The organism is Kitasatospora sp. NPDC041917 (assembly GCF_055589745.1).
Genome location: NZ_JBVJBI010000033.1, coordinates 11203 through 25818, shown reverse-complemented (window position 1 = coordinate 25818; position 14616 = coordinate 11203). Strand labels below are relative to the sequence as shown.

Genomic DNA, 14616 nt, shown 5'->3' with positions numbered 1-14616 from the left:
CTCCCGGGCGGTTCCGCGTCCGGTCACCCTTCGGCGGCCTGCGCACCGGGCTCGACCAGGGTGTCCAGCCACTCCCGGACGGCCGCGGCGGTCGTGGCGCCGTGTTCCATCATCACCGTGAAGTGGTTGCCGGGGACGTCCACCGTACGGTGCGGCCGGTCCCAGGTGGCGCGCCAGTCGTCCTCCCGGGTCCACTCGCCGATCGGGTCGGAGGCCCGGACCACCAGGGTGGCGGCGGCGACCTCCTCGGCCCGGAAGCCGAGGTACATCCGGCCGTACCAGGCCTGGGCGGTGAGCCGGGTGTCGGTCATCGGCACGGCCAGCTCCTCACGCCCGAAGGTGCCCTCGGTCAGCTCCGACAGCCACTCCTGGTGCATCGGACGGTCCATCGGATAGGTGTCCACCAGGACCACGCCGGCCACCGGCACGCCCATCGCCTCCAGCCGGCGGGTCAGCGCGTGGGCGAGCAGCCCGCCGCCGGAGTGTCCGAGGAGCACGAACGGAGCGTCCCCGGCGACCTCGACCAGTGTCCTGGCCTGCCAGTCCAGCGAGGCCTCCAGGCCGGCCGGCAGCTGCTCCCCGTCCCGGTAGCCGGGCAGCGGCAGCGCGATCACGTCGTGGCTGCCGTTGAAGGAGGCGGCGAAGCGGGCGAACTCGTGCACGCCGCCGAGCGCCGACATGCCGGTGTGGCAGACCACCCGCGGCCGCTTCGGCCCGCGCGCCAGGAAGACCGGCGCGGGCGGCTCGGTGACCTCCTCGGGCGAGTCGAACATCGGCCGGTAGGAGGCCGCGTCGGACAGGAACTCCATGTACTTGTGGAGCTTGTTCTGCCGCATCGACTCGGCGTACAGGGTGCGCAGGATCCCGGTCTGCTCGCGTGGCTCGGCGGCGGCGGACCCGCCGAGGGCCGCCAGGACCCGCCGGGCCAGCTCGGCCGCGGTCCCGCTGTCGAACACCACGGTGCTCTCCAGCGGCACCCCGACGGCCGTCCGGAGCCGGTCGCGCAGCTCGATCGCGCTGAGCGAGTTGACGCCCAGTTCCAGGAACGGCCGCTCCGGTGCGACCGCCTCGGCGCCGTCGTGCCCGAGCACGCCGGCGGCGTGGGCGCGGACCAGGTCGAGCACGGCCCGGTGCCGCTCCTCGTCCGGCAGCCCGGCGAGCCGCTCGCGCAGCGCCGCCGCGTCCGCCGGCACCGGCTCGTCGGCCGCGCCGGCGGTGCGCCGTGCGGCCGGGACCCCGTCCAGCAGCCGGCGCGGCCGGCTGAGCGTGTACGAGGCGGCGAAGCGCTCCCAGTCGACGTCCGCGACGGTGAGGCAGGCCTCCCTGGGCAGACGGGCGAGCAGGTCGAGCGCCGCGTCCGGGTCCAGCGCCCGCAGCCCGGTGCGGGCCAGCAGGCCGGCGGCGTCGGCGGTCAGCCCGTCGGCGGCGGCCCACGGCCCCCAGGCGATCGAGGTGGCCGCCAGGCCGGCGGCCCGGCGGGCCTCGGCCAGCGCGTCCAGGTAGGCGTTGGCCGCCGCCCGGGCGGGCTGGGCGGCACCCCAGACCCCGGCCACCGAGGAGAACAGCACGAAGGCGCTCAGATCCAGACCCGAGGTCAGCTCGTGCAGGTGGCGGGCGCCGTCCACGGTGGGCCGCAGCACCTCGGCGATCCGCTCCGGGGTGAGCGCGTCGGCCGTGGTGTCGTCGCCGACCCCGGCCGCGTGCACCACCGCGGTGAGCGGGTGCTCGGCGGGGACCGCGGCGAGCAGCCCGGCGAGCGCCGCCCGGTCGGCGACGTCGCAGGCCGCCACCGTCGCCTCGGTTCCGGCCGCCCGCAGCTCGGCGAGCAGGTCGGCGACGCCGGGCGCCCGCTCACCGCGCCGGCCGACCAGCAGCAGGCGCGGCACGCCCAGGTCGGCCAGCCGGCGGGCGACCCGCCGGCCGAGCGCCCCGGTGCCGCCGGTGACCAGGACGGTGCCGGTGTCCGGCCACCGCACCTGCCCGGCCGCCGCCCCGGCCGGGGCCGGGACCAGCCGGCGGACGAAGACCCGCCCGTCACGGATCGCGGCCTCCTGCTCCGGTCCGGTGAGCGCCTGCGCGAGGCGGTCCCAGGCGGCGGCGTCCCGGCGCACCGGGAGGTCGACGATTCCGCCCCAGCAGTCCGGACCGGCCAGGTCGAGGCCGCGGCTGAGGCCCCAGACGGTGGCCTGGCCCGGGTCGGCCGGCGGGTCCGCCGGGCCGGTCGACACCGCACCGGCGGTGACCGCCCACAGCGGGGCCGTCAGACCGGTGTCGTCCAGGGCCTGGGCGAGCGTCGCCAGCTCGGCGACCCGGTCACCGGGCACCGCGAGCACGCCGGCGAGCGCACCGGCCCCGTCGAGCACGGTCCGCAGCCGCGCGGCCAGCGCCGCGCGGTCCGTCCCGTGGGTTCCGTGGGTTCCGTGGGTTCCGTCACCCGCATCGCCCGCGTCGCCGTCGACGGCCAGCCGCAGCGTCCGGGCCCCGGCGGCGACCAGGCTGCTCTGCGCCTCGGCCGCCAGCTCCTCGCCCTCCGGGGCGACGACCAGCCAGGTCCCGTCCAGTACGGCCCGGCCGGACGGCGCGGCGGCCGGCTGCCACAGCACCCGGTGGCGCCAGGCGTCGGTGCGGGCGTCCTGGCGACGGCGGCGACGCCAGGAGGACAGCGCGGTCAGCGCCGTCCCGACGGCCTCCGGTCGGGCGTCCAGGGTCTCGGCCAGCTCGCCGAGGTCCTCGCGCTCGACCGCCTCCCAGAACCGTTCCTCCGCCGGGTCGACGGGCTGCGCCGCCGCCGCCGGCTCCGGCCAGTAGCGGTCCCGCTGGAAGGCGTAGGTCGGCAGGTCCACCCGCCGGCCACCGGGCAGCACGGCCGCCCAGTCCACCGGCACGCCGGCCGCCCAGAGCCGCCCGACGGCGGACGGCACGTGGTCCCGTCCCTCGCGCAGCAGGGGCACGCCGACGGCGTCCGGGACGATCCGGGCCACCAGCGCGGACAGCACGCCGTCGGGGCCCAGTTCGACGAACCGGGTCAGGCCCTGGCGGTGCAGGGTCTCGACGCCGTCGGCGAAGCGGACGGCCTCGCGGACCTGGCGCACCCAGTAGTCGGGGGTGGTGAGCAGGCCGGGCCCGGCGATCCCGCCGGTCAGGGCGGAGACCACCGGGATGCCCGGCTCGCTGAAGGCCAGGCCCTTCAGGACGGCCGCGAAGTCGTCCAGCATCGGCTCCATCAGGGCCGAGTGGAAGGCGTGCGAGACGGCCAGCCGGCGCGTCCTCACCCCGGCCGCCGACCAGCGCGCGGCGAACTCCTCGACCACCTCGACGGGGCCGGAGAGCACCACGGCGGCCGGGCCGTTGACGGCCGCGACGTCCAGGCGGCCGCCGATCGCCTCGCGGACCTCGGCCTCGGTGGCCTGGACCGCCAGCATCGCCCCGCCCTCGGGCAGTGCCTCCATCAGCCGGCCGCGCGCGGCCACCAGGGCACACGCGTCCGCCAGCGGGAACACCCCGGCGCAGTGCGCCGCGGCGATCTCGCCGATCGAATGCCCGAGCATCAACTCCGGGACCACGCCCCAGGATTCGAGCAACCGGAACAGCGCCACCTCGACCGCGAACAGCCCGGCCTGCGCCCACACCGTACGGTCCAGGTCCTCGGTGCCCTCGAACACCACGTCCTTGACCGAGCGGTCCAGCAGCAGGTCGAACTCCGCGCAGACCGCGTCGAAGGCCTCCGCGAACACCGGGTGGCGGGCGTGGAGGTCACGTCCCATCCCGGCGCGCTGCGCACCCTGGCCGGTGAACAGGAACGCCACCCGGCCGTCGCCCGCGCGCTCGGAGACCACGGCCGCGCTCGGCGCGCCGTCGACGACGGCGGCCAGCCCGCGCAGCAGTTCCTCGCGGTCGGAGCCGACGACGACCACCCGGTGCTCCAGCGCGGCGCGGGTGGTGGCCAGGGCGCGGCCGACGTCCCGGAGGTCCGCCGTCCCGTGCTCCCGCACGTGCTCGCGCAGCCGTTCGGCCTGACCGCGCAGCCCCTCGGCGGTGCGGGCGGACAGCGCCCACGGGACGGGGCCGAGGCCGGCCCCCGCCCCCGGCGCGGGCACCGGCTCGGGCACCGGCTCGGGCTCGGGGCGTTCGATGATCACATGGGCGTTGGTGCCGCTGATGCCGAAGGAGGACACCCCGGCGCGGCGCGGCCGGTCCAGCTCGGGCCAGGAGCGCGCCTCGGTGAGCAGTTCCACCGCACCCGCCGACCAGTCCACCTCGGCGGTGGGCTCGTCCACGTGCAGGGTCGCCGGGAGCACCCCGTGGCGCATCGCCTGCACCATCTTGATCACGCCCGCGACGCCCGCCGCGGCCTGGGTGTGGCCGATGTTGGACTTCACCGAGCCGAGCCAGAGCGGCTCGCCGTCGCGGTCCCGGCCGTAGGTGGCCAGCAGCGCCTGGGCCTCGATCGGGTCGCCCAGCACCGTGCCCGTGCCGTGCGCCTCCACCGCGTCCACCTCGGCGGCCGACAGCCCGGCACTCGCCAGCGCCTGCCGGATCACCCGCTGCTGGGCGGGCCCGTTCGGCGCGGTGAGGCCGTTGGAGGCGCCGTCCTGGTTGACCGCGCTGCCCCGGACCACCGCGAGCACCTCGTGCCCGTTGCGGCGCGCGTCCGAGAGCCGCTCCAGCACCAGAAGACCGACGCCCTCGCCCCAGCCCGTGCCGTCCGCGCCGGCCGCGAAGGCCTTGCAGCGGCCGTCGGCGGCCAGGCCGCCCTGGCGGTCGAACTCGCCGAACACCCCGGGGGTGGCCAGCACGGTGACACCGCCGGCCAGCGCGAGCCCGCAGTCGCCCTCGCGCAGCGCCTGCGCCGCCCAGTGCAGGGCCACCAGCGAGGAGGAGCAGGCCGTGTCGACGGTGACGGCCGGACCCTCCAGACCGAAGGCGTACGCCACCCGGCCGGAGATCACGCTGTTCGCCGTCCCGGCCAGCACATGGCCCTGGACCTCTTCCAGGCCGCCGGCGGCACCGTAGCCGGAGTTGGAGGCTCCGACGAAGACGCCGATCTGCTCGCCGCGCACCGAGCGCGGGTCGATCCCGGCGTCCTCGAAGGCCTCCCAGGAGGCCTCCAGCAGGATCCGCTGCTGCGGGTCCATCGCCAGCGCCTCGCGCGGCGAGATCGCGAACAGCCCGGCGTCGAACTCCGTCACGCTCTCCACGAAGCCGCCGCGCGCCGCCGCGGCGCCGACCGCGTCGAGCGGCCAACCCCGGTCCGTCGGGAAGCCGGTGACCCCGTCCGCCCCGGCGGCCACCAGGTCCCACAGCCCGGCCGCCGAACGCACCCCGCCCGGATAGCGGGCGCTCATGCCCACGATCACGACCGGGTCCTCAGCGGCGGACAGCACCGCGCGCGGCACCTCCGCGGCCACCGCCGCCTCGGGCACCGACTCCAGCAGTTCCCCGGCCAGATGCCGCGCCAGCACCACCGGCGTCGGATAGTCGAACACCAGCGTGGCCGACAGCGAGAGCCCGGTCTCCTTCACCAGCAGGTTCCGCAGCGCCACCGCCGTCAGCGAGTCGAAGCCGAGGTCGCGGAACGCCTGACCGGCGTCCACGGCCTCCATCGAAACGTGCCCGAGGACGGCGGCCGCACCGGTCCGGACCAGGTCCACCAGCATCCGCTCCCGGCGCCCGGCCGCGGTCTCCGCCAGCCGCTCCCGGAACCCCGAGGACCGCTCCACGCTCTCGACCACCGGCGCCTGCGCGCCGACGGCCTCCGGCAGCTCCGCCAGCAGCCGGCTGGTGCGCACGGCCGTGAAGGCCGGCGCGAACAGCTGCCAGTCCACGTCCGCGACGGTCACACAGACCTCGTCCGCGTCCACCGCCCGCGCCAGGGCCGACACCGCCAACTCCGGGTCCATCACGGCCAGGCCACGGCGGCGCAGCTGCTCGGCGGCATCGCCCTGGGCGGCCATGCCCTCACCGGCCCACGGGCCCCAGGCCACCGACGTGCCCCGCAGACCCCGCGCCCGGCGCCGCTGCACCAGCGCGTCCAGGTGGGCGTTGGCCGCCGCGTAGGCGCCCTGACCACCACTGCCCCAGGTCGCCGCGACCGAGGAGAAGACCACGAACAGATCGAGCTCCGGACCGGCCGTCAGCTCGTCCAGCAGATCGGCGCCGCCGACCTTTCCGGCGAAGACCGGCTCGAACCGCTCGACCGTCTCGCCGTCCAGCACGCCGTCGTCCACCACGCCCGCGGTGTGCACCACGCCCGTGAGCGGCAGCTCGGCGGGCACCGCGGCCAGGACGGCGGCGACCGCGTCGCGGTCCGCCACGTCACAGGCGGCGACCGTCACCCGGGCACCCAGACCGGTCAGTTCGGCCACCAGCTCGGCGACGCCCGGCGTCCGATCGCCACGACGGCCGGTCAGCACCAGGTGCGGCACCCCGCGCCCGGCCAGCCAACGCGCCACCTCCGCGCCCAGCGCACCCAGACCACCGGTCACCAGCACCGTCCCGGACGGGGTCCAAACGCCGCCGCGGCCGCTCCGCTGCGCGGCCCGCACCACCCGGCGCCCGTAGACGCCCGAGGAGCGCACGGCCACCTGGTCCTCGGCACCGCCGAGCACCGCCACCAGCCGGCGGCCGGCCCGCTCGTCCAGCACCGGCGGAAGGTCGACCAACCCGCCCCATAGGTCCGGCAGTTCCAGTGCGGCCACCCGGCCCAGACCCCAGATCTGCGCCTGCGCCGGGCTCACGGACCGGTCCGCCCGGCCCACCGACACCGCACCGACGGTCGCCGACCACAGCTTCGCCCTGACGCCCGCGTCGCCCAGTGCCTGGACCAGCGTCAGCGTCCCGGCCACGCCGGAGGACACCCACGAGCCCGGGCCCTGCGGCTGCTCGGCCACGGCGAGCAGGGAGAGCACGTTCACCGGCTCGCCCTCGGCGGCCGACTCGCGGACACGGTCGGCCAGCTCCTTCCGGCCGAGGCCCTCGCCGGCCACCGGCAGAACGTCCGCGCCGGCGGCCCGCAGTGCCGCTTCGACGGCCTCCACGGGTGCCCCCTCGGCCGTCACCAGCAGCCAGCGCCCCGACAGGGGGGTCTCCGTGAGGCCGGTCAGCGGCTTCCAGACCACCTCGTAGCGCCAGGAGTCCACCACCGAGTCGACCTGGCGGCGCTGCCGCCACGAGGACAGCACCGGCAGGACGGACTCCAGCTCCTCGGGTGCCCGGCCGATCTCCAGCGCCTCGGCCAGCCCGGCCAGGTCCTGGTTCTCGACCGCCCGCCAGAACCGGGCCTCGGCCGGGTCGGCCACGAGGCTCCCCAGGTCGATGGACCGGGGCCAGTAGCGCTCGCGCTGGAAGGCGTACGTCGGCAGGGCGACGCGCCGGCCGGCGGGCAGCACCTCGGACCAGTCGATCGCGGCGCCCGCCGTCCAGAGCGCGGCCAGGGCGGCCAGAGCGCTCTCGTGCTCCTCCCGGTCCTTGCGCAGCAGCGGCGCGCCCACGGCGTCGGGCACCAACGGGGCGGCGAGAGCGGTCAGTACGCCGTCCGGGCCGACCTCCAGGAAGCGGGTCACGCCCTGGCCGTGCAGGGCCTCGACGCCGTCGGCGAAGCGGACGGCCTCGCGGACCTGGCGCACCCAGTACTCCGGCGTGGTCAGCAGACCCGGCTCGGCGGGCGAGCCGGTCAGCGTCGACACGATCGGGACCTTCGGCTCGGCGAAGGTCAAGTCGGCCAGGTCGGAGGCGAATTCGGCGAGCATCGGCTCCATCAGGGCCGAGTGGAAGGCGTGCGAGACGGCCAAGCGACGGGTCTTGCGGCCCTCGGCCGACCAGCGCGCCGCGAACTCCTCGACAACCTCCGCCGGCCCCGAAACCACCACCGAGGCAGGCCCGTTGACGGCGGCGACGTCCAGGCGGCCGCCGATCTCCGAACGCACCTCGGCCTCGCCGGCCTGCACCGCCAGCATCACCCCGCCGCTCGGCAGCGCGTCCATCAAACGGCCCCGCGCCGCCACCAGGGCGCACGCGTCCGCCAGCGAGAACACCCCGGCGCAGTGCGCCGCCGCCACCTCACCGATCGAGTGCCCGAGCAGCACGTCCGGAACCACACCCCAGGACTCCAGCAGCCGGAACGACGCCACCTCGACCGCGAACAGCCCGGCCTGCGCCCACACCGTACGGTCCAGATCCTCCGCACCCGCGAAGACGACGTCCTTCACCGGACGGTCCAGCAGCAGGTCGAACTCCGCACAGACCGCGTCGAAGGCCTCGGCGAACACCGGGAACACCTCGTACAACCCGGCACCCATGCCGACCCGCTGCGCACCCTGACCGGTGAACAGGAACGCCGTCCGGCCCTCGGCCGTGACGCCCGAGACCACCCGCGCCGACGGCTCGCCCGCCGCCAGCGCCGCCAGACCCTCCAGCAGCGCCGCCCGGCCGTCGCCGAGCACCACCGCGCGGTGGGCCAGCCCGGCCCGCCCGGTCGCCAGCGACCACGCCACGTCCTGCGGACGGGCGTCGGTGTCCAACGCCCCGGCCAGCCGCGCCGCCTGGGCCTTCAACGCCCCGGCGCTCTGCGCCGACACCACCCACGGCGTCGGCCCGGCGGCCTCCTCGGCCGGCGCCGTCTCCTCGACCGGCGGCGCCTGCTCCAGCAGGACGTGGGCGTTGGTCCCGCTGATCCCGAAGGCGGAGACGCCCGCCCGGCGCGGGCGACCGGCCTCCGGCCACGGCCGGGCCTCGGTCAGCAGCTCCACCGCGCCCGCCGACCAGTCCACCTGCGGCGTCGGCTCGTCCACGTGCAGGGTGGCCGGCAGCACACCGTTGCGCATCGCCTGCACGGCCTTGATCACGCCCGCCACACCGGCGGCGGCCTGGGTGTGGCCCAGGTTGGACTTCACCGATCCCAGCCAGAGCGGCTCGCCGTCGCGGCCCCGGCCGTAGGTGGACAGCAGCGCCTGCGCCTCGATCGGGTCCCCGAGCCGGGTCCCCGTCCCGTGCGCCTCCACCGCGTCCACGTCCGAGACCGACAGCCCCGCGTTGGCCAGCGCCTGCCGGATCACCCGCTCCTGCGAGGGCCCGTTCGGCGCGGTGAGGCCGTTGGACGCACCGTCCTGGTTGACGGCGCTCCCCCGGACCACCGCGAGCACCTGGTGCCCGTTGCGCCGGGCGTCCGACAGCCGCTCCAGCACCAGCACGCCGACGCCCTCGCCCCAGCCCGTACCGTCCGCCGCGGCCGCGAAGGCCTTGCAGCGGCCGTCCGAGGCCAGGCCGCCCTGCCGGTTGAACTCGCCGAACGCGCCGGCGTTCACCATCACGGCGACGCCGCCGGCCAGCGCCATGCCGCACTCGCCCACCCGCAGCGCCTGCACCGCGAGGTGCAGCGCCACCAGCGAGGACGAGCAGGCCGTGTCCACCGTGACCGCCGGACCCTCCAGGCCGAACACGTACGAGACGCGGCCCGAGATCACGCTGTTGGCGGTGCCGGACAGCACATGCCCCTCGACCCCGTCGAGCAGCTGGCCGTGGCCGTAGCCCGAGGACGAGGCGCCCGCGAAGACGCCCGTCCGGCTGCCGCGCACCTCGTGCGGATCGATGCCGGCGTCCTCGAAGGCCTCCCAGGACGCCTCCAGCAGCAGCCGCTGCTGCGGGTCCATCGCCAGCGCCTCGCGCGGCGAGATCCCGAACAGCCCGGCGTCGAACTCGGTGGCGTCGTCCACGAAGCCGCCGACGGCGTTGTCCACGCCCGGCACCCGGTCCGGCCAGCCGCGGTCGACGGGGAAGGAGGAGAGCGCGTCGGCGCCGTCGGCCACCAAGGTCCACAGGTCCCCGGGCGAGCGGACGCCGCCGGGGAAACGGCAGCCGATGCCGACGATCGCGATCGGCTCGTCCAGGCCGGCCGGGGCCGGCGCCGAGCCGGCGCCGGCGCCGGCCGGGCCCGCCTCGGCTCCGAGGTCCAACTCCCGTTCCAGGTAGGCCACCAGGGCGGTCGGCGTCGGGTGGTCGAACACCATGGTCGCGGGCAGCCGCAGGCCGGTCTCCCGGTTCAGCCGGTTGCGCAGCTCGACCGCCGTGAGCGACTCGAAGCCCAGGTCCTTGAAGGTCCGCGCGGCCTCGACGGCCCGGACGTCCGGGTGCTTGAGCACGGCGGCGACCTCGGTGCGGACCAGGTCCAGCAGGATCTGTCGTCGCTGCGCCTCGGGCAGCGGGGCGAGCCGGCGGCCGAGGTCCGGGCGCCGGTCCTCGCCGGCCGGCTCCTCGTCCGCCGTCCGCGCCTCGGGGAGGTCGGCCAGCAGCGGGCTGACCCGGGTGGCGGTGAAGGTGTCGACGAAGCGGGGCCAGTCGATGTCGGCGACGGTCAGGCAGTCCTCGCCCGCGTCGACGGCCCCGGCCAGCGCCTCGATCGCCAGGTCCGGGTCCATCGGCACCATGCCGCGCTCGCGCAGGTGGTCACGGACGGCGTCGGTCGACACCATGCCCACCTCGCCCCAGGCGCCCCAGGAGACCGAGGTGCCGGGCAGGCCCTCGGCCCGGCGCCGGAGGACCAGCGCGTCCAGGTAGGCGTTCGCGGCCGCGTAGGCCGCCTGGCCGCCGCTGCCCCAGATCCCGGCGCCCGAACCGAAGGTGACGAACATCCGCAGGTCCAGGCCCCGGGTCAGCTCGTCCAGGTGCAGCGCGCCGGCGACCTTGCCGCCGAGCACCTCGGCCAGCTCCGCCGGGCCGGTGCGGTCCAGCATCATGGCCTGGCCGACGCCGGCCGCGTGCACCACGCCGACCAGCGGGAACTCCGCCGGGATCCGCGCCAGCACGCCGGCCAGCGACTCCCGGTCGGTCAGGTCGCAGGCGGCCACGGTCACCCGGGTGCCCAGCGCGGTCAGCTCCGCGACCAGGTCCGCCACGCCCGGCGCCGCCGTGCCGCGCCGGCCGAGCAGGGTCAGGTGCGGGACGCCGCGGCCGGCCAGCCAGCGGGCGACGACCGCGCCGAGCGCGCCGGTACCGCCGGTGACCAGCACCGAGCCGGGCAGTTCGAGCGTCGTCCCGGCCGCGCGCGGGGCGCGGGCCAGGCGGCGGGCGAACACCCCGGAGCCGCGCACGGCGAGTTGGTCCTCGTCCCCGGCGGCGCCGCCGAGCAGCGCCACCAGCCGGGCTCCGGCCCGGGCGTCCAGGACGGCCGGAAGGTCGATCAGCCCGCCCCAGCGGCGCGGGTACTCCAGCGCGGCGACCCGGCCGAGGCCCCAGGCCAGCGCCTGGACGGGGCTGCGCAACGGGTCCGCGCGGCCGATCGACACCGCGCCGCCGGTGAGCGACCAGAGCGGCGCGTCGAGGTCGGCGTCGCCGAGGGCCTGGAGCAGGGTGACGGTCGCGGCCGGCCCGGCCGGGGCCTGCGGTGCGTCCTCGGCGCTCGCCAGCAGCGAGACCGCACCCGTGGCGGAGCCGACGGCGCTCAGCCGTTCGGCGAGCTCCGTACGGTCGGCGTCGGCGGCGACGGTCAGCTCGACCACCTCGGCCCCGGCCGAGCGCAGCAGGTCGGCGACCTCCCCGCCGTTCCCGCCCTCCGGGAGGGCGAGCAGCCAGCGGCCGCCCAGCCGGGGGTGCGCGGGCAGGTCGGGGACAGGGGTCCAGGTGACCCGGTAGCGCCAGGAGTCGACGGTCGCCCCCCGGCGGCGGCCGCGGTGCCAGCCGGCCAGCGCGGGCAGCACCGCGTCCAGGACCCCGGGCGCCTCGTCCAGCCGCAGGGTGGCGGCCAGTTCCTCGGCGTCGCCGCGCTCGACGGCGTCCCAGAACCCGCTCTCGGCGGGGTCGCCGCCCCCGGCCGCCCGCGCCCGGGCGGGCAGCGGGTCGGGCCAGTAGCGGCGGCGCTGGAAGGCGTACGTGGGCAGCGCGGTGCGCGTGCCGCCGGCGAAGGCCGCCGACCAGTCGACGGCGACCCCGGCGGTCCACAGCTCGGCGGCGCCCGCCAGGAGGCGGTCCGGGCCGCCGTCCTCGCGGCGCAGCGTGCCGGTGACCGTCACCGGGGTGCCTGCCTGGTCCGCGGTGTCCTGGATGCCGATGGTGAGCACCGGGTGCGGGCTGCTCTCCACGAACACCGAGCGGCCGTCGGCCAGCAGGGCGCGGGTGGCCTGCTCGAAGCGGACGGTGGAGCGCAGGTTGTCGTACCAGTAGCCGGCGTCCATCCGCGCGGTGTCGATCGGCGCGCCGGTGACGGTCGAGTAGAAGGCGATGCCGCTGGAGCCGGGGGTGATCGGCGCGAGGTCGGCGAGGATGCGCTCGCGCAGCTCCTCGACCTGCGGGGAGTGCGAGGCGTAGTCCACCGGGATGCGACGGGCGCGCACCTCCCGGGCCTCGCAGAGCGCCAGCAGCTCCTCGACGGGGCCGGCCTCGCCGGAGACCACGGTGGAGGCGGGGCCGTTCTCCGCCGCGACGCAGAGGCCCTCGCCCCAGGGGGCGATCAGCTCGGTGGCCCGCTCCCGGCCGACGGGCAGCGAGACCATGCCGCCGCGGCCCGCGAGGGCGGCGAGCGCCCGACTGCGCAGCGCCACGACCCGGGCACCGTCCTCCAGCGTCAGGCCGCCGGCGACGCAGGCCGCGGCGATCTCGCCCTGGGAGTGGCCGACGACCGCGGCCGGGCGGACGCCGACCGAGCGCCAGGCCTCGGCCAGCGACACCATGACCGCCCAGAGCACCGGCTGGACGACGTCCACCCGGCTCAGGTCGGGGGCGTCCGGCGCGCCGCCCAGCACCTCGGACAGCGACCAGGGGACGTACGGCGCGAGCGCCGCCTCGCACTGCTCCAGCCGCTGCCGGAACGCCGGTGAGGCGTCCCGGAGTTCACGGGCCATCGCGGCCCACTGGCTGCCCTGGCCGGGGAAGACGAAGACCACCCCGGTGCCGCCGGCGGCCTCGCCGCGCACCAGGTTGGCCGCCGACTCCCCGTCGGCCAGCGCCTGCAGGCCGGCCAGCAGTTCCGCGCGCTCGGCGCCGAGCACCACGGCGCGGCTGGGCAGCGCGGCCCGGGTCAGCAGGGAGCGGGCGACGTCCACCGGAAGCGGGGCGTCGTCCGCGGTCATGGCGTCGCGCAGCCGGACGGCCTGGCCGCGCAGCCCGTCCGCCGTCTTCGCGGCCAGCGGCCACGGCAGCGGGCCGGTGGTGAGCGCGGGCCCGGTGCCCTCGGCGGGTGCGGTGCCCTCGGGGGCGGCGGCGGCCTCGACGGGCTCGGGCTCCGGGGCCTGCTCCAGGATGACGTGGGCGTTGGTGCCGCTCATCCCGAACGAGGAGACCGCCGAGCGGCGGGGCCGGTCGGCGGCCGGCCACGGCCGCGGCTCGGTCAGCAGCCGGACCGTGCCGGGCGACCAGTCGACCTGGGCGGAGGGCCGTCGCGCGTGCAGCGTGGGCGGCAGGGTGCCGTCGCGCATCGCCATGACCATCTTGATGACGCCGGCCACCCCGGCGGCGGACTGGGTGTGGCCGATGTTGGACTTGATCGAGCCGAGCCAGAGCGGGCGTTCGGCGGAGCGGCCGCGCCCGTAGGTGGCCAGCAGCGCCCGGGCCTCGATCGGGTCGCCGAGCCGGGTGCCGGTGCCGTGGCCCTCCACGGCGTCCACGTCCTCGACGCTCAGCCGGGCGTTGGCCAGCGCCCGTCGGATCACCCGTTCCTGCGCCGGGCCGTTCGGGGCGGTGAGACCGTTGGAGGCGCCGTCCTGGTTGATCGCGCTGCCGCGGACCACCGCGAGCACCTGGTGGCCGCGGCGCCGAGCGTCGCTGAGCCGTTCGACCAGCAGCAGGCCGATGCCCTCGGACCAGCCCGCGCCGTCGGCCTCGTCGGAGAACGCCTTGCAGCGGCCGTCCGAGGCCAGACCGCCCTGGCGGCCGAACTCGACGATCTGCATCGGGGTGGTCATCACCGTGACGCCGCCGACCAGCGCCAGGTCGCAACCGCCCTCGCGCAGCGACTGGACGGCCAGGTGCAGCGCGACCAGGGAGGAGGAGCAGGCGGTGTCCACGGTGACCGCCGGGCCCTCCAGGCCGAAGGTGTACGACACCCGGCCGGAGGCGATGCTGGAGGCGGTGCCGGTCATCAGGTGGCCGGCCACGTCCTCCGGCAGGTCCATCCCGGGGCCGTAGCTGACCGAGGTGACGCCGACGAAGACCCCGGTGCTGGACCCCCGCAGCGACAGCGGGTCGAGCCCGGCGTCCTCGAAGGCCTTCCAGGAGGTCTCCAGCAGCAGCCGCTGCTGCGGGTCCATCGCCAGCGCCTCGCGCGGCGAGATCCCGAACAGGTCCGCGTCGAACTCCCCGGCGTCCTCGACGAATCCGCCCGCCCAGGACGGCTCGTCGGCCAGCGAGAGGTCCCAGCCGCGGTTCGCGGGCAGCGGACCGATCGGGTCCTGGCCGGTGCTGACCAGCCGCCACAGGTCGTCCGGGGAGCGCACGTCGCCCGGGTAGCGGCAACTCATCCCGACGATGGCGATCGGCTCGCCCGCCGCGGACTCCAGGTCCCGGACCCGCCGGCGGGTGTGTTGCAGCTCGGCGACCACCCGGGTGAGGTAGTCGCGGAGCCGCTGGGCGTCGTCCGCCATCGGCCGCGCATCATCTGCCATCGAAACTGCCGCCTTCCAAGATTGTCCC

At 76.8% G+C, this 14616-nt stretch carries 1 protein-coding gene; it reads right to left on the bottom strand.

Translation table 11 applies throughout. The annotated features are described in order from the left end of the window. Nucleotides 1-23: 23 nt before the first annotated feature. Nucleotides 24-14588: a type I polyketide synthase gene (locus tag ACZ6EM_RS30455; protein WP_465773720.1), complete on the bottom strand. Its 14565-nt coding sequence runs from the start codon at nucleotides 14586-14588 to the stop codon at nucleotides 24-26. Nucleotides 14589-14616 lie beyond the last annotated feature (28 nt).